This is a genomic window from Aeromonas sp. YN13HZO-058, from assembly GCF_001921245.1.
GTDB lineage: Bacteria > Pseudomonadota > Gammaproteobacteria > Enterobacterales > Aeromonadaceae > Aeromonas > Aeromonas allosaccharophila.
Window position 1 is genome coordinate 44,843 of the sequence record NZ_MQSY01000027.1, and the last position, 18,939, is coordinate 63,781.

18 protein-coding genes are annotated in these 18,939 nt (G+C 59.5%); 10 read left to right on the plus strand and 8 right to left on the minus strand.

Annotated features, from left to right (window positions below; genetic code table 11):
- Positions 1 to 172: 172 nt before the first annotated feature.
- Complete coding sequence (gene speA / locus BSP75_RS06135; protein ID WP_075112582.1) at positions 173 to 2,074, plus strand: biosynthetic arginine decarboxylase; 1,902 nt, start codon at positions 173 to 175, stop codon at positions 2,072 to 2,074.
- 284 nt (positions 2,075 to 2,358) lie between these two features.
- Complete coding sequence (locus tag BSP75_RS06140) at positions 2,359 to 2,547, plus strand: hypothetical protein (RefSeq protein WP_042655959.1); 189 nt, start codon at positions 2,359 to 2,361, stop codon at positions 2,545 to 2,547.
- 80 nt (positions 2,548 to 2,627) lie between these two features.
- On the opposite strand, the gene BSP75_RS06145 is transcribed toward BSP75_RS06140, so the two are convergent.
- The 3 genes from BSP75_RS06145 to BSP75_RS06155 form a co-directional block, all read right to left on the minus strand.
- A complete protein-coding gene (locus BSP75_RS06145) occupies positions 2,628 to 2,915 on the minus strand; it encodes a hypothetical protein (RefSeq protein ID WP_075112583.1) in 288 nt (95 codons plus the stop codon).
- 268 nt (positions 2,916 to 3,183) lie between these two features.
- On the minus strand, positions 3,184 to 5,190 hold the full coding sequence (locus BSP75_RS06150) for a methyl-accepting chemotaxis protein (protein WP_075112584.1): 2,007 nt from the start codon (positions 5,188 to 5,190) through the stop codon (positions 3,184 to 3,186).
- Positions 5,191 to 5,387: 197 nt separating this feature from the next.
- Positions 5,388 to 6,683 carry an amino acid permease gene (locus tag BSP75_RS06155; RefSeq protein WP_075112585.1) on the minus strand — a complete coding sequence of 432 codons (1,296 nt, stop codon included), beginning with the start codon at positions 6,681 to 6,683 and terminating at the stop codon, positions 5,388 to 5,390.
- Positions 6,684 to 6,933: 250 nt separating this feature from the next.
- On the opposite strand from BSP75_RS06155, the gene BSP75_RS06160 reads away from it, so the two are divergent.
- The 4 genes from BSP75_RS06160 to BSP75_RS06175 all read left to right on the plus strand — a co-directional run bounded on the left by BSP75_RS06160 (position 6,934) and on the right by BSP75_RS06175 (position 10,089).
- Positions 6,934 to 7,317, plus strand: a complete 384-nt coding sequence (locus tag BSP75_RS06160) for a Rid family detoxifying hydrolase (RefSeq protein WP_075112586.1) — start codon at positions 6,934 to 6,936, stop codon at positions 7,315 to 7,317.
- A gap of 22 nt (positions 7,318 to 7,339) precedes the next feature.
- On the plus strand, positions 7,340 to 8,629 hold the full coding sequence (locus BSP75_RS06165) for an L-serine ammonia-lyase, iron-sulfur-dependent, subunit alpha (protein ID WP_075112587.1): 1,290 nt from the start codon (positions 7,340 to 7,342) through the stop codon (positions 8,627 to 8,629).
- A 65-nt stretch (positions 8,630 to 8,694) separates the two neighbouring features.
- Positions 8,695 to 9,348, plus strand: coding sequence for a PAS domain-containing protein (locus tag BSP75_RS06170; RefSeq protein ID WP_040065159.1), 654 nt, complete (start codon positions 8,695 to 8,697; stop codon positions 9,346 to 9,348).
- 153 nt (positions 9,349 to 9,501) lie between these two features.
- A complete protein-coding gene (locus tag BSP75_RS06175; protein ID WP_075112588.1) occupies positions 9,502 to 10,089 on the plus strand; it encodes a histidine phosphatase family protein in 588 nt (195 codons plus the stop codon).
- Positions 10,090 to 10,141: 52 nt separating this feature from the next.
- Here BSP75_RS06175 and BSP75_RS06180 read toward each other — a convergent pair whose 3' ends face one another.
- Both BSP75_RS06180 and BSP75_RS06185 read right to left on the minus strand, forming a co-directional pair.
- Entirely contained in the window at positions 10,142 to 10,891 is a 750-nt protein-coding gene (locus BSP75_RS06180) for a hypothetical protein (RefSeq protein WP_148140629.1), read from the minus strand.
- An 8-nt stretch (positions 10,892 to 10,899) separates the two neighbouring features.
- Positions 10,900 to 11,832: a sugar ABC transporter substrate-binding protein gene (locus BSP75_RS06185; protein ID WP_075112590.1), complete on the minus strand. Its 933-nt coding sequence runs from the start codon at positions 11,830 to 11,832 to the stop codon at positions 10,900 to 10,902.
- A 327-nt stretch (positions 11,833 to 12,159) separates the two neighbouring features.
- Here BSP75_RS06185 and fabV point away from each other — a divergent pair, with 327 nt between their 5' ends.
- Complete coding sequence (gene fabV, locus BSP75_RS06190; protein WP_005344170.1) at positions 12,160 to 13,353, plus strand: enoyl-ACP reductase FabV; 1,194 nt, start codon at positions 12,160 to 12,162, stop codon at positions 13,351 to 13,353.
- 162 nt (positions 13,354 to 13,515) lie between these two features.
- Positions 13,516 to 14,991, plus strand: coding sequence for a YfcC family protein (locus BSP75_RS06195; RefSeq protein WP_075112591.1), 1,476 nt, complete (start codon positions 13,516 to 13,518; stop codon positions 14,989 to 14,991).
- A 63-nt stretch (positions 14,992 to 15,054) separates the two neighbouring features.
- Here BSP75_RS06195 and BSP75_RS06200 read toward each other — a convergent pair whose 3' ends face one another.
- The gene (locus tag BSP75_RS06200; RefSeq protein WP_042058000.1) at positions 15,055 to 16,269 is read right to left on the minus strand and encodes a pyridoxal phosphate-dependent aminotransferase; all 1,215 of its coding nucleotides are present in this window, start codon (positions 16,267 to 16,269) and stop codon (positions 15,055 to 15,057) included.
- Between the two features lie 195 nt (positions 16,270 to 16,464).
- Positions 16,465 to 16,623 (minus strand): hypothetical protein, encoded by a 159-nt coding sequence (locus BSP75_RS21785; RefSeq protein ID WP_162518129.1) that lies wholly within the window; start codon positions 16,621 to 16,623, stop codon positions 16,465 to 16,467.
- A 26-nt stretch (positions 16,624 to 16,649) separates the two neighbouring features.
- Here BSP75_RS21785 and BSP75_RS06205 point away from each other — a divergent pair, with 26 nt between their 5' ends.
- Positions 16,650 to 16,862, plus strand: coding sequence for a DUF1653 domain-containing protein (locus BSP75_RS06205; protein WP_042655972.1), 213 nt, complete (start codon positions 16,650 to 16,652; stop codon positions 16,860 to 16,862).
- Between the two features lie 269 nt (positions 16,863 to 17,131).
- Positions 17,132 to 17,821 carry an aquaporin Z gene (gene aqpZ / locus BSP75_RS06210; RefSeq protein ID WP_075112597.1) on the plus strand — a complete coding sequence of 230 codons (690 nt, stop codon included), beginning with the start codon at positions 17,132 to 17,134 and terminating at the stop codon, positions 17,819 to 17,821.
- Between the two features lie 92 nt (positions 17,822 to 17,913).
- Here aqpZ and BSP75_RS06215 read toward each other — a convergent pair whose 3' ends face one another.
- The gene (locus BSP75_RS06215) at positions 17,914 to 18,651 is read right to left on the minus strand and encodes a lytic transglycosylase domain-containing protein (RefSeq protein WP_075112592.1); all 738 of its coding nucleotides are present in this window, start codon (positions 18,649 to 18,651) and stop codon (positions 17,914 to 17,916) included.
- Positions 18,652 to 18,939 lie beyond the last annotated feature (288 nt).

The following is an 18,939-nucleotide window of genomic DNA, read 5'->3' on the forward strand; positions in this document are numbered from 1 at the left end:
TACTTCCCCAAGATCCACCAGGCAGCCTCTGGCTTGCCGCGATGTGCAAAGCGTTGGTTAGTGTGGCTGCGTCTCGTGATGGCAGCACCCGCCGCACTCTGCACTAGATGGTCTGGATGTGATTGAGGGTAACGAAGGCGACTTCTGGTCGCTCATTTGCGAGGCATAGCCCATGACTAACTGGTCCAGCAAGGACTCCTTGAAGGTCTACAACGTTCCCTACTGGGGTGCGGGTTTTTTCAATATCAATGACGCCGGTCATGTGACCGTCGCCCCCGACAAATCACGCCCTGACGCGCATATCGTCATCTCTGATGCCATCGAACAGCTGCGTCAGTCCGGGCTGACCACCCCCGTGTTGCTGCGCTTCCCCGACATTCTCAAGAGTCGGGTCGATGCGCTGTTCAACGCCTTCGGTCAGGCCATCGAGAAGTCAGGCTATGAAGGGGACTACCTCTGCGTTTACCCGATCAAGGTAAACCAGCAGCGTCGTGTCATCGAGACCATCAGCCAGTCCTACAGCGACAAGCCCCGGCTTGGCCTGGAAGCTGGTTCCAAACCGGAACTGCTGGCCGTACTGTCCCATCACCATGAGCAAGGCTCGGTGATCGTCTGCAACGGTTACAAAGACCGCGAATATATCCGCCACGCCCTCTTGGGCAACCTGATGGGCCACAAGGTCTACATCGTGGTGGAGAAGCCCTCCGAGCTGGAAATGGTGCTGGACGAGTCAGCTCGTCTCAACATCAAGCCCAACATCGGGGTGCGTGCCAAGCTCGCTTCCACCGGCTCCGGCATGTGGGAATCGAGCGGCGGCTCCATGTCCAAATTTGGTCTCTCCGCCTCCCAGATCCTGGCGCTGATCGAGCGTCTGCGCGGCTTGGGTAAGCTGGATTGCCTGCAACTGCTGCACTTCCATCTGGGTTCCCAGATCGCCAACATCCGCGACATTCAGGGCGGCATCCGCGAGTGCGGCCGTTTCTACGCTGAACTGCGTCGCCTCGGTGCCAACATCGAAGTTGTTGACGTCGGTGGTGGCCTGGGCGTGGACTACGAGGGAACCCGTTCCCAGAGCCACTGCTCCGCCAACTACAGCCTCTCCGAGTACGCCAACAACGTGGTGTGGGGCATCGGCGATGTTTGCCGCGAGTTCGACCTGCCGCACCCGACCATCATCAGCGAGTCTGGCCGTGCCCTGACCGCTCACCACGCCGTGCTGGTGACCAATATCATTGGTGCCGAAGGGGTGGAGATGAACGACATCAGCGCACCGGGCGAAGATGCACCGACCATTCTGCAGAACATGTGGCAAGGCTGGCTGGATCTGCGCAGCGAAGATCCCTCCCTGCTGGAGATCTTCCACGACTCGGTTGCTGATCTGGGCGATGTAAACACCCAGTACACCATGGGTCTGCTCAACCTTGAGCAACGTGCCTGGGCCGAGATGCTGCACCAGAACACCTGTCTGGCGCTCAAAGAGCTGCTCAACCCGGTCAACCGCAACCACCGTGCGCTGGCTGATGAACTGAGTGAAAAGCTGGCAGACAAGTGCTTTGCCAACTTCTCCCTGTTCCAGTCCCTGCCGGATGCCTGGGGTATCGGTCAGGTGTTCCCGGTGATGCCGCTGGCGGGCCTCGAGCGTCCGCTCACCCGTCGCGGTATCCTGATGGATATCACCTGTGACTCCGACGGTCAGGTCGAGCACTACGTCGATGGTCTGGGGGTCGAGAGCACCCTGCCGATGCCGGTCTATGGCGAGAACGAGGAGTGCCACGTCGGCTTCTTCCTGGTCGGCGCCTATCAGGAGATCCTGGGCGACCTGCACAACCTGTTCGGTGACACCCACTGCGCGGAAGTGTGGCTCGATGATGAAGGCAAGATGGACATTCGCAACGTGGTGCGCGGCGACACAGTCGATCAGCTGCTGCGTTACGTTAACATCGACCCGTCAGTGATCCGCGAGAACTATCAGCGGATCGCTTCCCACCCGGCGCTGGACGATGCCACTCGCAAAGCCCTGCTCGACGAGCTGGAGCTGGGCCTGCAAGGCTACGCCTATCTGGAAGACGAATAAGCCTCTGGCTTGTTTGCCCCGTCGATGAAAACAACATGACGGGAATGAAAAAACGGCGCCTGCGGGCGCCGTTTTTGTTGCCGGGGGGCATCCGGCGATATGACGGGGCGCTCGACCCATCTTCATTCGGATAACCTATGGTGGCTCGGGGCATTCGCAGGCCACAGATCTGGCAGATATCTGTCCCTTTCAGCCGCTTCCCTTGATCTGCATCAAGCTTGAACCTCGGTGGTTATTTTACGGTCAGGAGTGATGTTGATGGGATGTAACAAAAGGATGTGCATATGGAACTGAAAAGGGACCCGAGATGCTATACCGACGTCTGTATCGACGGTAAGTGGTATCACTACGACCACTGCAGCACCAACGTCTACATGCTGATGGGGGGCGCCGCGCCGAGCCTTCAGCTCGCTTATGAGCCCAGCAGCGAAGAGGAGCTGATTGAGATGCTCCAGCAGTTGGCCCGCTTCTGAGTCACAAGATTAACGCCTCGCCATATGGCCATCGGGCACGTTGCCACGATGGCCACCACTCTTCATCGCTGCAGCTTATCTCAGCGCGTTTTATTGCCCAATAGCCCCTTGCCAATCTCCAGCATGGCGATGGCCGCGGCGTAGGCGCTATCGGATTTGCCAATCTCGTCCGCTACATAGAGAAAATTGGATTGGTACTTCTCGACGGCCTCTCGCGGGCTGGTTGCGTCAATAAAATCCTCCTCCACCTCGAACCCTTGGGTCAGCAGTGCCGCCTTTTCATGTAGAAAAGTCGGGGATGCCATGTCGATAAAGGTGTATTGCTGCCGATTGGACGCCGGAACGGTAAAAAACTGGTATCTGGCCATGGGTAACTCCTCGCTTGAAGCGGGTAATAGATGACATGACGCTGGTTTTAATCTGTGGCTCGCAGGCGGCTTGGTTTCCCTCGACATCGCAGACAGTGCGTGTCGGGAATGCCGCATTTCGTTTTCGTTCGAGACTACTTTGTTGGCCTCTGTCCGGCAAGTGGGGCGCAGGGATTTTCTGGATGATCCGTGCAACTGAGGCGTTGTGGGCAGGCGTGAGGTCGGGGTAATGCCGGGCTCATATTGAGCCCGGCTTGTCAGCGTTCTGTCACAGCACGAAGCTCTGCACCATGGCGCGCAGCTGTTCGGTGAGCTGGTGGATCTGGCGGGCGGCATCGCGAGCGGCGTTGGCCACTTGCAACGCCTCGTCGCTGCCATCCGAGATGCGCACCACGTTGCGTTCGATCTCGTTGACCACGGCGCCCTGCTGCTCGATGGCGCTGGCGATGATGGCATTGGTATCGACCATCCGATCCACCTTCTCGGTGATGGCGCCAAAGGCCTGTTGCGCCTCCTGCGCCAGACCGACCCCCTCCTGCGCTTCATGGCTGGCCGCCGACATTGCGGTGACCGAGGCGCGAGCGCCGGATTGCAGCTGTTCAATCATCTGCTGGATCTCGACGGTGGCGCCCTGGGTGCGGTTGGCCAGGGATCGCACCTCGTCGGCCACCACCGCAAAGCCGCGTCCCTGTTCACCGGCCCGAGCCGCTTCGATGGCGGCGTTGAGGGCCAGCAGATTGGTCTGTTCGGCGATGCCACGGATCACGCTGATGACGCCGCCAATCTGGCTGCACTGCTGCTCCAGCTGGCCGATGGTCTCGGCGGTGCGCAGCACTTCGCGGTTGATATGGTCGATGGCCTTGATGGTGCGCTCCACCACATCCTCGCCCTGACCGACCACGTTCTGTGCCTCCTGCGTCATGCGAGCGGCTTGCAGGGCGTTGCCCGCCATGTCTTGTGAGGTGGCGGCCAGCTCTTTGATGGCGGTGGCGACCTGATGGGTCTCCCCTTGCTGATCGGCAATCACCTCCTGCGAGCGGCAGGTGCGCGCTTCGATCTCGGTGGCGCTCTCCACCACGGTGACGCCATTTTCCCGCACCCGCAGCATCAGGGTGCGCAGGGTCTCCAGGGTCACGTTGTAATCCCGGCTGATGGCCGCCAGCTCGTCCTGACCGACGATTTCGATATGCTGGCTGAGATCCTGGGCGTTGACCCGGGCAGCAATATCACGCACCCGCGCCACGGTTTCGCGCAGGGAGAGATAGGCGCCGATCATCAGGTAGAGGTAGAGCAGCAAGCTGGCGGTCAGCGGCGCGGTGACCCACCAGAAGTGGCGTTGGTTGGCGGCCAGCCGCTGACGCAGATCGGCCTCCAGCCGCTGGCGTACGTGGCCTGCCAGCGCGGTGATGGCCTCGTCCATCTTATCCCCCAGTGCCTGCACCTCCTTGGTAGAGAGCTGCACCAGCTGATCCTTCATCATCTTGTTTTCCATGGTCTCGACCCCCTGACGCACCAGCTGCATCAGGGCATCGGTCTGCTGACCCAGCTCGGCGCGGTAGGCCGGTTCGATCTGGTAAAGCAGGGTCAGATCGGCCTCCAGCTCCTGCAGGGTGGCGCTGATAAGGTCGAGACGAAAACGCAGGCCGCTGTAGCCCTCAGCCTGAAACAGGCCGAAGTCGGCTATGGTGGCGGCGCGATCCCGCACCTGGGCCAGCAGGTCGCGCAGTTGCGGCAACCGCTCGCTGGTGAGGATCACCATGTAGTAGGTACCGAGCGCCGGATCCTGGATCAGGCTGCTGCTGGCTGTGATGTGCTTGTAGAGGTGGCGCACCTCGGTCAGCAGCTTGTCGTGGCGCAGGTTGCTCTGTTCCACTTCCAGCTTGCCCGCTTCACTCTGCAAGGCGGCCCAGCCCTGCTGGATCACCTCAAAGGAGGGATTGTTCTGGCGGGTGTCGGCAAAGGCATGCAGGCTCTGCTCCACCGCTTGTGCCGCTGCCTTGAGCTGATCGTCACCGACCGGATCCACCTCATAGGCGTGGCGGGTCATCAGATTGCGATGGGTGAGCAGGGCCTGCTCGATGGCGGGCACTGGGGCGAGATTGACCACGCCAGCCAGCTCCCGGTTGGCCTGCGCGTTGTCATCCTGCAGCCGCCCCAGCAGATTGGTCATGCTGTAGGCCAGTGGCAGCAGCATCAGGCAGGACCAGAGCAGGAATTTGTATTTGAAGGAGAGCTGATTGCCCAGCCGGATGGCCGGGTTGAAAATCCATTTCATATGAGGCCTCGATACCCGATAGGACGGGTCTATGCGGTGATGCCTGAATAGTACTCTGCGCAGGCCCCCTTGGGGGAGGCCGCATTGCAAGTTGTGATCTCTCTGGCTTTTTGCCCAGACGCATCCTCTGACGCAATAGAAAACGGGCCACCCGAAGGTGACCCGTTATTGATGAAGGCATGTCGGGTTGCAACCGATCAGTTGAACGCCAGGAAGGGCGAGACACAGAGCAGCAGGCCGGTGACGATGATGATGTAAAGGGAGGTGCCCTTGTACTTGTGCAGCGCCGGTACCTGATAGACCAGATAGGCCGGGATGAGGCAACCCACCATGCCGAAGATAGGGCTGCAGATGGAGGTGAAGCTCAGTACAGGTGCGTTGAGCACGATGGCGCCCCAGGAGAGCATGACGGTAAACACCATGATCCCTTTGCCCACCAGATCCCGGTTGATACGGTTTTCCGGCATCACGCGGCGCAGCAGGTTCATCGCCAGACCCTGACAGGCTTCACGGAAACCGAGGTAAACGCCGAAGTAGGCGGTCATCACCGCGAAGATGTTGAGAGTCAGGCTCAAGAGCTTGAGGGTCTGGCCGGGCATCCCCTGGGCCACCAGGGCCAGCGCGGAGATGTTCTCCTCGGAGGCTTTGACCGCCTGATCGTGACCCATCGCCAGGGTGAAGGAGACCGCGTAGAAGAACACCACCACGAACAGAATGCCGAAGGCGATATTCATGGCGCGCATCGCCTTGAAGCGAGCCACTTCCAGCGACTTCTCCCGGGAGCGGTAGGAGATCACCATGGGGCTCAGGCTCTGGATAAAGAGGATGGAGGTGAGGGTGAAGGGCAGCATGATGATGGCATCCTTCATCCAGTCACCGGCAGCGGGCATGGCGGTGATGTTGGCCGCATCCCACTTGTCCACCATCATCAGGCCAAGCACGGCCACCACGGTGATCTTGGTCAGCACCATAAAGGTAGAGATCTTGAACAGCATGTTCTCGCCGCGCGACGCCAGTGCCACCAGACCGCAGATCAGCACCAGACCGTAGAGCGGATTTTCGGAGAGCAGGCCGTCGGTGACGCCGAAGCTCTGCAGGAAGGAGGCGCTGTCATTGGTGATGGCGGTGGAGTAGACGAAGACCCAGATCACCAGCATCACGAAGTAGAGCGCGCCGAGCAGCATGCCCCAGTTCTTGCCGAGGTAACCGGTGATGACGCTGGGGTAATCCTTGCACTCCGGCGAGGTGGCCAGGGTGTTGATAAAGAGGCGCTGGAACATGTACATGGCCGGGTAGCCGATCACCGCAGAGAGCAGAAAGACCCACAAGCCCATCAGACCCACCTGTACCGGCAGGAAGACGATCCCTGCGCCGATGGCCATGCCGATGCTCATGATGATCCAGCCCCAGTCGGTGCTGTCGAAGCGAACCGCTTCTTTCCATTCCAGGGTGCCCATCGCGGGGCTGGTGAGAGTAGTGCTGTGCGCGTCCATTAAAACCTTCTTTTTTGTAGGGATGTGGGAAAGCGGCGCAAATATAGTTGAATGAATGCGTTGCAAACAATGCCCAAGACGATACTTTTGTTCAAATCAGGACCGTGATCACGGTTTATATTGAGACCGAAGATGCTTTTTTACGCCATTTTTGTATCTTTTTGTTGTATGGATAAAATAAAAAGCAAATAATGTTGAGCGAAAAGAGATTCATGATTGCAAAAAAAATTGCATAAATAGGAGTGGCTATATGAAAAGCATCATCACAGCAGCAGCGGCACCTGACGCTATCGGTCCCTACAGCCATGGCACTGCCTACGGCGATCTCATCTTCACTTCAGGTCAGTTGCCGGTCTGCAAACAGTTGGGCGGCGTGGTCGAAGGGGGCATTGCGGCCCAGACCCGCCAGTCACTGGAGAACCTGAAATCCGTGCTGGAAGCCGCGGGTGGCTCGCTGGATACCGTGCTCAAGACCACTTGCTACCTCGCCGAGATCAGCGATTTTGCCGCGTTCAACGAGGTCTATAAAGCCTATTTCCAGAAAGATTGTCCGGCGCGCAGCTGCTTTGCAGTGAAAGATCTGCCGATGGGCGTCAAGGTTGAAGTGGAAGCGATCGCCCATATCGCTCGTTAATGCTGATAAAAAGGTTCAAGTGATGAAACAAGCGTGGCAGCAGTATCTGCAGATTATTCAACAGGTTGTCAAACCAGCGCTGGGTTGTACCGAGCCAATCGCCGCCGCCTATGCCGCGGCGGTCGCCGCCCGGCAGCTGGGCTGTGAGCCCCGCCGCCTCGAGGTCGCGGTGTCGGATAATCTCTACAAAAACTCGATGGGTGTCTATGTACCGGGCACCGGCAAGATTGGTCTGGCCATTGCGGCTGCCGCCGGTGCTATCGGCGGTAACGCCGATGCCGGACTGGAGGTGCTGGCCGCCATTCAGCCCGAGCAAGTAATCACAGCCCAGGGGCTGATCGATGCAGGCAACGTGCAGGTGAGCCGCACCGCTGCCCCCGAGTTTATCTTCTGCCGCGTGACCGTTTATGGCACGGATGATCATGGTGAAGAGCACAGCGCCGAAGTGACCCTGTGTGGCGGCCATACCCGCATCGTCGAGCAGCGTCGCGATGGCGAGGTGACCTTCACCGCCGATCAGAGCCAGAGCGGTGCCACCGGTTCCATCTGCGATGGCGTTGATATCAGCATCGCCACCATCTACGAGTTCGCCACCCAGGTGGAGTTCGAGCAGATCAAGTTCATCCTCAAGGCCTCCGAGCTCAACGGCAAGCTCTCTGCCGAGGGGATGAACAACCCCTATGGCCTGGAGATCGGCCGCACCATGCAGCAGAACATCGATGCCGGCCTCATCGGCGAGGATGTGATGAACCGCATCGTGATGATGACGGCGGCGGCATCCGATGCCCGCATGGGGGGCGCGACCCTGCCAGCCATGAGCAACTTCGGCAGCGGCAACCAGGGCATTGCCGCCACCATTCCGGTGATGGTGATTGCCGAGCGCTTTGCGGCCAGCGAAGAGCAGCTGGCTCGCGCCCTTATCATGAGCCATCTGGGCGCCATCTATATCAAGTCCCACTATCCACCGCTGTCGGCCTTCTGTGGCAACACCGTGACCAGCGCGGCCGCCTCCATGGCCATGGTCTATCTGGCGGGCGGCAGCTTCGAGCAATCCTGCTTCGCCATCCAGAACGTGCTGAGCGACAGTGCCGGCATGGTGTGCGACGGGGCGAAAGCCTCCTGCGCCATGAAGGTGAGTACCTCCTCCGGCGCGGCGGTACGCGGCTTCCTGATGGCCCTCAACAGCCACTCGGTGTCGGGTCAGGGAATTGTGGCAGGCAACGTGGATCAGACCATCCGCAACGTGGGCCAGATGGTGAAGGAAGGCATGTCTGCCACAGACACCACCATTATTGATATCATGTCCGCCTGATGTCCCTGTCGGTTGCTGTACTGCCATCCCCCCGCGTGCAGCAACCCTTGCAAGAAGGTCCCATTGTGAAGCTGCAAGAGTTGAGTCCGAGCGATTTTGAGATCCTCAAGTCGATGGAGAACATAGTGGACGGCATCGCCGCCATGTATGGCCAGCACACCGAGGTGCTGCTCCACAGTCTGGATGTGCGCAATCCCTCGATCGTCAAGATTGCCAACGGCCATATCACCGGCCGCAGTGTCGGCGCCCCCATCACCAATCTGGCGATGATGAAGCTCAAGAGCGGGCAGGATATCTCCAGCCCCTACATGACCAAGTGCGCCACCGGCAAGACCCTGCGCTCCATCACCACCGTGATCCGCAACGGGGAGCACAGGGCCATCGGACTGCTCTGCATCAACAGCGACATGGATGCCCCGTTGCAATCCGTGCTGCGCACCATGATGCCGGAGTGCATGCATCCCCACGAGAGTCATGCCACCCCGGAGGTGTTCGCCCGCAACATCGACGAGGCGCTCAACAGCACCATCGACACCGTCAGTGCCGAGGTACGTGGCAACGAGGCGGTGCCCCCGTCCCAGAAGACCCGGGTCATCGTCAACCAGTTGCACGATATGGGGATCTTCGAGTTAAAAGACAGTGCCCAGATCGCCGCGCGCCAGCTCGGCATCTCGGTCCACTCCATCTACCGCTATCTGCGGGAGATCAAGAAGGGCTGAGCCGGTTCACTCTGGCCAAATTGACAGCAAACGGGTCGGCACTGACCCGTTTTTTACGCCTGCGTTTACACGTCTGTTTGGGCCATCCCCCGGGCTCATCTGCTATCATCGTCCCCCTTATTTTTCTATCTATCTGAACGTGCTGGAGAAACCATGTCCCGACTCATCTATCTGCTGCGCCACGGCCAGACCCGATTCAATGCCGAGCAGCGTCTGCAGGGGCGTTGCAACTCCGATCTGACCGACAAGGGCGAGGCGCAAGCCATCGCCATGGGGCGGCGGCTTGCCGACGAACTGGCGGATCCCGCCCGCTGGACCGTCTATGCCAGCCCGCTCGGCCGTGCTCGCCAGACTGCGCTGCTGGTGTGCGAGCAACTGGGGTTGGCGGCGGATCGCATCGTCTGGGACGATCGTTTGATGGAGCTGGGCATGGGGGAGTGGGAGAGCTGCCAGATCCCGGCACTGCGGCTTGCCCACCCCGAACTCGATACCGGCAAGGGGGACTGGTATCTGCAGGCACCAGGGGCGGAGAGTTTCGAGAGCATTCAGCGCCGGGCACACCAGTGGTTGCAGGATCCCGCGCTCGCCGAGCGGGCTATCGTCATCTCCCACGGCCTGCTCGGCGCCATGCTGCGCGGCGTCTATGCCGATCTCGACTATGAGGCGACCTGGGCACAGGAGTTGCCGCAAGATGCCTTCTACAAGCTGCAGGATGGTTATATCACCCGCATTGCCTGCTGACAGTCGCTGGCGGCGGTGAGCGTGGGAGACGTTGGATTGAATGGGGTTGCGATCAGGGGATCAGGATCCACTCTCGTCTGACCCCGTTGTATACCGAGCTCAGGTCATATTGTTGCCAGATGTCGGCCATGGCATCGTCGAATACCCCCAGCGTGAGGGCGGCGCGCAGGCGTTTCACCGTGTTGGGTGGCAGTTGCGGGTGACAGGCCAGCCAGCGTTCGACCCGGGCCAGCACCATCACCCGCTGGACCGGTTTCCCTTGGACGGGGGCGCTCACCAGCTCGGGGAGTACGTCACTGATCAGCAGATCGAAGCGACCCGCCTGCAGCATGGCGATACCCTGGCCAGCCTTGGGTAGCAGTTCGTAGCGGATCGCCGCATTGTCGAGGATCTCTCTCAGCTCGGCCACATCGATCGCACCAATGCGATAGTTGCGCAGCGCCTCGATATTGCTCAGCGGTTTCACTGTGCCCTGCCGGGCATAAACTGCCAGGGTGATCGGGGCAATACGTGCTACATAGCGGAGGGTTTCGGCATTTTCGGCGGAAAAGTGCACGGCAAGCCCGCAGCTGTTTGGCTCGGTCGTCACTATCTTGAGCAGGCGGCGCATCGGCTTGTCCTGAAAGTGGATCTTGATATCCTGCTGCTGCGCCAGACGGGCAAAGGCATCGACATAGGGGCCGCTCAGCCCCTCTTTGCTGACCTGAATGAAGGGGGCGTAGGCATCCGCATAGATGTTCAATACCGGCTCGGCTGATGCGAATCGGCACCACAATGCCAACAATACCCACCATCCTCTCATCGCCTCTCCTAAGGATGTACAACCAGTTCCACGGGGGTCTGAACTATGCCGGGCAAATCGGCTTGGGGCGTGTTCTGGGCCAGCGCCTTGAGAGCGAGATCGAGGGCGTATTGTGCCTGCTTGCCCGGATACTGGTCTGCCGTTGCCGCGACAGAGCCATCGCTGAGGTAAGAGTGGATCCCCGGAATGTTGTCATAGCCGCCGAGCAACACCTTGCCCTTTAGCCCTAGCTCAGCCAGCGCTTGAGCGGCACCGATGGCCATATTGTCATTGCCACAGAGCAGCGCTTTGACATCCGGAGTTGCCTTGAGGAGATCGATAGTTGCGCTCTTGCCCTGAGCAACGTCCCAGTAGCCGCTGCGCACTCCGGCCACTACCATGTCAGCGGCCCGCAGGGCGGCCCGAAATCCGTCACTGCGCGCCCGGCTGTTGATGGCGCCGGGAGGCCCTTCTATCAGACCTACCTTGCTGCCTGCTGGCAGTGCTTTGGCGACATATTCCCCGACACTGCGTGCGCCGACAAAGTTGCTGGGGCCGACGAAGGGGATATTGACCCCCTCCAGCACCAGCGCACGGTCATCGAGTTTATTGTCCATGTTGATGACCAGAATGCCTGCTCGGATGGCCTCCATCAGTACGGGCAGCATGGCGACCGAATCGGTCGGCACCACGATCAATGCGTCCACTTTTTGGGCAATCATGGTGCGGATGATCGCCTCCTGACCGCTGACATCGACCTCTTGCTGGATGCCTTCCAGTTGTAGTGTGAGGGCCTCCGGATGGGCTTTGGCGTAGCGTTGGGCCCCTTTCGCCATCTCGATGAAGAACTCATTGCGAACGGATTTGAGCACCATGCCGATGGTCGGTTTGGCTGATACCTCACTGACCGCAAACAATGCCACGGCCACCCACAACAAGCATTTTTGCCAACATCTGGTCATGTTACCTCCGCCCTGTCGGGCTAATCATCCAGCGCCACGATGTTGTCCAAGTATATGTCAGCCATCAGCCGGGGCAGGCTTTGGGGACAAGGTAACCAAGCGGGCGGCAATGAGGTTTGGCAACGGCGGTAAAGCGGGGATAGCGCACCGGGATCGGCCGATAACGGCTGGCAGTCGTTGGCATCAAAACAGATGACTGCTTTTCGTTTAATTCGACAGCAGACCAGTCGATTTTTGCCGCCGTTCAACACATCAGAGCACCTTATCGCGGCAAGATGAGGTATCTTATGCCCCGATTTCATCCATTAAACGGATCCGAGACTCCATATGATCATCAAACCCAAGGTTCGCGGCTTTATCTGCACCACCACTCATCCGGTTGGTTGTGAAGCCAATGTTCGTCGCCAGATCGCTTATACCAAAGCCAAGGGCACCATCGAGAATGGTCCCAAGAAGGTGCTGGTGATCGGCGCTTCCACCGGTTATGGCCTGGCCTCCCGGATTGCGGCTGCCTTCGGTAGCGGCGCCGCCACCCTCGGCGTCTTCTTTGAAAAAGCGGGCACCGAGTCCAAGACCGGTACTGCTGGCTGGTACAATTCCGCCGCCTTCGACAAGGCCGCCAAAGAGGCGGGTCTCTATGCCAAGAGCGTCAACGGCGATGCCTTCTCCAACGAGTGCCGTGCCAAGGTGATCGAGCTTATCAAGCAGGATCTGGGTCAAATCGATCTGGTGGTCTACTCCCTGGCCTCTCCGGTGCGCAAGATGCCGGACACCGGCGAAGTGGTGCGCTCTGCCCTCAAACCGATCGGTGAGGTCTACACCACCACCGCCATCGATACCAACAAGGATCAGATCATCACTGCCACTGTCGAGCCGGCGAACGAGGAAGAGATCCAGAACACCATCACCGTGATGGGCGGTCAGGATTGGGAGCTGTGGATGGCGGCCCTGCGTGATGCAGGCGTGCTGGCCGACGGCGCCAAGTCCGTGGCTTACTCCTACATCGGTACCGATCTGACCTGGCCAATCTACTGGCACGGTACTCTGGGCCGCGCCAAGGAAGATCTGGACCGCGCCGCTGCAGCCATCCGTGGCGATCTGGCAGCCAAGGGCGGCACCGCTCACGTGGCTGTGCTGAAATCCGTGGTGACTCAAGCCTCTTCCGCCATTCCGGTGATGCCGCTCTATATCTCCATGGCCTTCAAGATCATGAAGGAGAAGGGCATTCACGAGGGTTGCATGGAGCAGGTGGATCGCATGATGCGTACCCGTCTCTACGCGTCCGACATGGCGCTGGACGAGCAGGCGCGCATCCGCATGGATGACTGGGAACTGCGCGAAGACGTGCAGCAGACCTGCCGCGACCTGTGGCCGTCCATCACCAGCGAGAATCTCTCCGAGCTGACGGATTACACCGGCTACAAGCAGGAGTTCCTGCGCCTGTTCGGTTTCGGTCTGGACGAAGTCGATTACGATGCGGATGTGAATCCGGATGTGAAATTCGACGTGGTCGAGCTCTGAGCCTGACTCAAGTGAAAACAGGGCCCTGCGGGGCCCTGTTTTTTTGGAAAAAATTCCGCTAATTAGCGGAATTTTATTATCAGCGATCACCTTTTTCCCATATCAAACCCGCTAGTCTTGCGCTGATCGGATCACAGACGGCATTGCCGAGGAACGGAAGCTATGACCACTCCAAACGAGGCGCCCAAGAAGCGCCAACTCCCCACTGTCTATACCCTGCTTTTCATCATCATCGCCCTGATGGCCGCCCTCACCTGGGTGCTGCCAGCGGGTAAATATGACTATGTCACCGCCAAGACCCAGCAGCCGGTGGCGGCAGCGGCCGTGGCCGATTACAGCGGTGACGAGCGGCTGTTGCCGGTGCCCGGCAGCTACACCGAGCTACCCGCCCACCCGCAAGGGGTGTTCGAGGTGCTCAAGGCCCCCATTCAGGGCTTTCACAAGGCGGCCGACGTGGCACTGTTCGTGCTCATCATCGGCGGCTTTCTGGCGGTGACCATGCAAAGCGGTGCGCTCGATGCCGGAGTAGGGGCCATTGTTCGCGGCTTTGCCGGGCGTGAGCGGCTGCTAATTCCTGTGTTGATCGCCTTGTTTGCCCTCGGTGGCTCTACGTTCGGCATGGCGGAGGAGACGGTGGCCTTCTGGGCACTCATTGTGCCGGTCATGATGGCGGCGGGCTTCGATCGCATGGTGGCGGCGGGGATCATTCTGCTCGGTTCCGGGGTCGGGGTGCTCGCCTCCACCGTCAACCCGTTTGCCACCGGCATCGCCTCCGGTTTTGCCGGTATCCCCATCGGTGAGGGGATTGGCCTGCGGGTCATCCAGTGGCTGCTGCTGGTGATCTTCGCCTCCTGGTTCGTGATGCGTTACGCCAAGCAGGTACAGCAGGACAAGTCCCGCTCCGTGCTGGCCGACATCACCTATGACGACGAGTTCTCCCAGATGAAGAGCGGCAATCTCGCCTTCACCGGCAAGCAGAAGCTCACCATGCTGGTCTTCTTCGGCACCTTCCTGCTGATGATCTATGCGGTGGTGCCCTGGTCGGATTTGGGGATCGATGTGCTGCCCACCTTTGGCTGGTGGTTTGACGAGCTCTCCACCCTGTTCTTCAGCGCCTCCATCCTGATTGCGCTGATCAACCGGATGCCGGAATCCAACTATGTCGCGACCTTCCTCAATGGCGCGCGGGATCTGATCGGGGTGGCGCTGGTGGTGGCGGTGGCGCGCGGCATCTATGTGGTGATGGAGCAGGGCGTCATCATCGATACCATTTTGCACTGGGCCGAAGGGCTGGTGACCGGACTCTCCTCGTCGGTGTTCATCCTGATGGCCTATCTGGTACACATCATCCTGAGCTTTTTTATTCCCTCGACCTCGGGACTGGCGACCGTCTCCATGCCGCTGATGGGGCCGCTGGCGGACTTCTCCGGTATTTCGCGGGATCTGGTGATCACCGCCTATCAGTCCGCCTCCGGCTGGATCAACCTGTTCGCTCCCACCGCCGCTCATCTGGTGGCCGGTCTGGCGCTCGCCAAGATCCCCTACGATCGCTTCGTGCGCTGGGTGCTGCCCTTTATCATCGGGGTGGCCCTCATTACCATGGCGGTGCTGGTGGCCGGTGCCCTGCTGCACGGCTGATGGCACGGATAAAACCACGGATAACAAAAAGGCTCCGTAAGGAGCCTTTTTCATTGGCTTTGTTTACTGCTTGTAGCCTTTGAGGAAGCGGGCGAGGCGGCCGATGGCATCCTCCAGCTCCTCTTCGCGGGGCAGGAACACCAGCCGGAAGTGATCCGGCGCCGGCCAGTTGAAGCCGGTGCCCTGTACCAGCAGCAGCTTCTCTTGCTGCAGCAGGTCGAACACCATCTTCTGGTCGTCGCGAATGTCATACACCTTGGGGTCGAGGCGCGGGAACATATAGAGCGCCCCCCTGGGTTTGACGCAGGAGACCCCGGGGATCTCGTTGAGCAGCTCCCATGCCTTGTCCCGCTGCTTGCGCAGGCGACCACCCGGCAGGATCAGCTCGTTGATGCTCTGGTAGCCGCCAAGGGCGGTCTGGATGGCGTGCTGCATCGGCACGTTGGCACACAGCCGCATGGAGGCCAGCATCTCCAGCCCTTCAATGTAACCACGGGCCCGGCCTTTGGGGCCGGTGATGACCATCCAGCCCTGACGGAAGCCGCAGGCGCGGTAGGCCTTGGAGAGGCCGTTGAAGGTCACCACCATGACATCGTCGCACAGGGTACAGACGCTGGTGTGGGAGATGTCGTCGTAGAGGATCTTGTCGTAGATCTCGTCGGCGAAAATGATGAGGTTGTGCTGGCGGGCGATCTCGATCACCTCCAGCAGGAACTCGCTGCCGTAGACGGCGCCGGTCGGGTTGTTGGGGTTGATCAGCACCAGGCCGCGAGTGCGCGGGGTGATGCGGGCACGGATGTCATCGAGATCCGGATACCAGTCAGCCCCTTCGTCGCAGCGGTAGTGCACCGCATGGCCACCGGAGAGGGTGACGGCGGCAGTCCAGAGCGGGTAGTCGGGGGAGGGGACCAGCATCTCGTCGCCGTTGTTGAGCAGCGCCTGCATCGCCATCACGATCAGTTCGCTGGCGCCATTGCCGATGTAGATGTCGTCGATATCGACCTTGCGCATCCCTTTCTGCTGGTAGTACTGCATCACCGCTTTACGGGCAGAAAACAGCCCCTTGGAGTCGCAGTAGCCCTGGCTCAGCGGCATGTTGAGGATCACATCCTTGATGATCTCTTCCGGCGCATCGAAACCGAACGGGGCAGGGTTGCCGATGTTGAGCTTGAGAATGCGGTGGCCTTCGTCTTCGAGACGGCGGGCTTCTTTATGCACCGGGCCGCGGATGTCATAGCAGACATCGTCGAGCTTGTGCGACTTGTCGATAGTGAACATGGTGAGTGTGATTCCTTCCCCATGGGGACGCGTTGGCGAAAAAGGCGATTTTTAGTATCAAATTTCTTTTCCCCTATTCTTCACAGAATTGAATGCTAGAACAATCCTCTTTTTAGAAGAATTCCCTGATTTTTAGCCCTGAAACAGGGTTGTCAGAACGTTAAATTTAGCACGATCGTTTGTGCTAACCGACTTTCACCAGTGAAACATGGGGAACGAATTAACAAAGCTGCCCGACTGTGTTGCAATATCCGGATCCTGTGGCACGATTGGCTTGTGTAAAAAATCGTCTTCATTCCCCTTTGCGATGAGTTGAATGGCACCGACGGTGTCATCGTTGTGTGGTCCGCTCATCGGTGTCTATTCCTGCGAGGTTTCCCATGCATGCACCCGTTCCCGGCCGCTATCGCCACTTCAAGGGGGGTTACTATCAAGTGCTTGCCCTGGCCCTGCACACCGAAACCCAGGAGCAGCTGGTGATCTATCAATCCGAGCAGGATGGTCAGGTCTATGCCCGCCCTGTCGCCATGTTCATGGAGTGGATTGAGCATCAGGGGCAGGTTGTCAGCCGCTTTGCACCGGTAGGGAACTGACCACCTCTCCGTTTTGAGCGTTCAACAGATGAGCAGTCGAGCGAAACGGTGTCACAAGTTGTCGCATGACGCCCTTGGGTATGAGACGTGCCGCCAGCTGCCTTAATGACAAATCTCTTATCTAATCAATAAATTGTGATGGATATCACATTCAATGAACCTTGTCGGCAGGGTTCGCAATCTGGACTCACACTCCCATAATGCTGCGCTTGTTCAAGCATGGGCCCTTCTCGGGTCTGTTCGGTGTTATCTCAAATGGGAGAAATATTGTGAAACCTGTTGCTGCCGAGTTTATGGGCACTTTCTGGCTGGTATTGGGCGGGTGCGGCAGTGCCGTGCTGGCTGCAGCCTTCCCTCACGTCGGGATTGGTCTGCTGGGGGTCTCGCTGGCCTTCGGTCTGACCGTGCTGACCATGGCGTTTGCCATCGGCCATATCTCCGGTTGTCACCTCAATCCTGCCGTCACCATCGGTCTGTGGGCGGGTGGTCGTTTTCCGGCATCCGGTGTACTGCCTTATATCGTGGCGCAAGTGCTGGGTGGCATTGCCGCCGCTGCCGTGCTTTATGTGATTGCCAGTGGTCAGGCCGGCTTTGATCTCTCCGCCGGTTTTGCCTCCAACGGCTACGGCGAGCACTCTCCCGGTGGTTACAGCCTGACTGCTGCCCTGGTGTGCGAAATGGTGATGACCGGTTTCTTCCTGTTCGTCATCATGGGCGCCACCGATAGCCGCGCGCCTGCCGGTTTTGCCCCGATCGCCATCGGTTTGTGCCTGACCCTGATCCACCTCGTCAGCATTCCGGTGACCAATACCTCGGTCAACCCGGCCCGCAGTACCGGCGTTGCGCTGTTTGTCGGTGACTGGGCGGTCAGCCAGCTGTGGCTGTTCTGGGTTGCCCCGATTGTCGGTGCCATTCTGGGTGCGCTGGCTTATCGCCTGGTGGCGACTGAGCAGAAGTAATTATTGGCGAAACAACGTGTGGTATCGACACGCCTGCGGGCGTGTTTTTTTGTTTCTGGAGGGGGGAAAGAGAGAATGGGCAGGGCCGAGCGTCACAGCCCTTTGGCCTGCAGCATCTCCTTGTAGCGCAGGTGGAGTAGCTGGACGCGCTCCACATAGGCGCGAGTTTCCGCATAGGGCGGGATGCCGCCATGTTTTTGTACGGCGCCAGCTCCGGCGTTGTAGGCCGCGGTCGCCAGTGCCACGTTGCCGTCATACTGCTTGAGCAGTCCCGCCAGATATTTCACCCCGCCGAAGATATTCTGCTCCGCCAGCAGGGCATTGCCGACTCCCAGTTCCCGCGCCGTGGCGGGCATCAGCTGGGTCAGGCCCATCGCACCTTTGCGGGAGACCGCCAGCGGGTTGAAGGCAGATTCCGCATGGATCAGAGCCCGGATCAGCGCAGGCTCAACCTGATAGGTTTTGGCGGCCGCCTTGATGGTGCTGGCATAGTCATAGAGAAACAGCCCGGTGGTCTGCCAGTTGACATTGGATTTGGGATCGCAGGCGAAGCAGTCGTTGAACAGCAGCAGCTCGTAATGGCCCTGCTCTGGCGCCATGTCTGAGTAGCGTACCACCCCGTTCTGCTGCACCGATTTATAGACCTGGATCTGCTTGTTACCGCCAGCGGCGGTTGCCGCCGTTTGAGCGGTTTCGGGTTGCGGGGCGGGCGTGGCCTCATTGACCGGACGCAGGGGGGAGGGGGCTGCAGTCAGGAAGACCACCTCCGCGGGCGGGGGAGTCTGGCTCCATCCACTCAGGGGGATCAACAACATAGGGCCTGCCAGCATCCATGCTTTCAACCGTAATACTCCTTCCTGTGATGACCATGTTGAGTAAAGCATCATGACGAGGGCAGAACAAGCGGCGAGCAGGGGGCAAATGACCCGATTCGGTGACCGGGATCAAAGTATCCACCGCAATAAAGGGTTGTCATCGTGAAGCCGTGCGTTGGCAGTCAGGCCGTGGGTCATGGCCTCTTCCACCGGGTCAGCAACGTCGCTATGACGCCTGCTTTTTTGTTGACGAAAGGCATGCTATCGTGCTGGCGTCAGCTGGTCGGATTAGCTCACCGTATC

Bases quoted from the DNA above. Each gene is read 5' to 3' on its own strand.
- speA (WP_075112582.1), top strand. From the start codon at position 173: ATGACTAACTGGTCCAGCAAGGACTCCTTGAAGGTCTACAACGTTCCC.
- BSP75_RS06140 (WP_042655959.1), top strand. From the start codon at position 2,359: ATGGAACTGAAAAGGGACCCGAGATGCTATACCGACGTCTGTATCGAC.
- BSP75_RS06145 (WP_075112583.1), bottom strand. From the start codon at position 2,915: ATGGCCAGATACCAGTTTTTTACCGTTCCGGCGTCCAATCGGCAGCAA.
- BSP75_RS06150 (WP_075112584.1), bottom strand. From the start codon at position 5,190: ATGAAATGGATTTTCAACCCGGCCATCCGGCTGGGCAATCAGCTCTCC.
- BSP75_RS06155 (WP_075112585.1), bottom strand. From the start codon at position 6,683: ATGGACGCGCACAGCACTACTCTCACCAGCCCCGCGATGGGCACCCTG.
- BSP75_RS06160 (WP_075112586.1), top strand. From the start codon at position 6,934: ATGAAAAGCATCATCACAGCAGCAGCGGCACCTGACGCTATCGGTCCC.
- BSP75_RS06165 (WP_075112587.1), top strand. From the start codon at position 7,340: ATGAAACAAGCGTGGCAGCAGTATCTGCAGATTATTCAACAGGTTGTC.
- BSP75_RS06175 (WP_075112588.1), top strand. From the start codon at position 9,502: ATGTCCCGACTCATCTATCTGCTGCGCCACGGCCAGACCCGATTCAAT.
- BSP75_RS06180 (WP_148140629.1), bottom strand. From the start codon at position 10,891: ATGAGAGGATGGTGGGTATTGTTGGCATTGTGGTGCCGATTCGCATCA.
- BSP75_RS06185 (WP_075112590.1), bottom strand. From the start codon at position 11,832: ATGACCAGATGTTGGCAAAAATGCTTGTTGTGGGTGGCCGTGGCATTG.
- fabV (WP_005344170.1), top strand. From the start codon at position 12,160: ATGATCATCAAACCCAAGGTTCGCGGCTTTATCTGCACCACCACTCAT.
- BSP75_RS06195 (WP_075112591.1), top strand. From the start codon at position 13,516: ATGACCACTCCAAACGAGGCGCCCAAGAAGCGCCAACTCCCCACTGTC.
- BSP75_RS06200 (WP_042058000.1), bottom strand. From the start codon at position 16,269: ATGTTCACTATCGACAAGTCGCACAAGCTCGACGATGTCTGCTATGAC.
- BSP75_RS21785 (WP_162518129.1), bottom strand. From the start codon at position 16,623: ATGAGCGGACCACACAACGATGACACCGTCGGTGCCATTCAACTCATC.
- BSP75_RS06205 (WP_042655972.1), top strand. From the start codon at position 16,650: ATGCATGCACCCGTTCCCGGCCGCTATCGCCACTTCAAGGGGGGTTAC.
- BSP75_RS06215 (WP_075112592.1), bottom strand. From the start codon at position 18,651: ATGCTGGCAGGCCCTATGTTGTTGATCCCCCTGAGTGGATGGAGCCAG.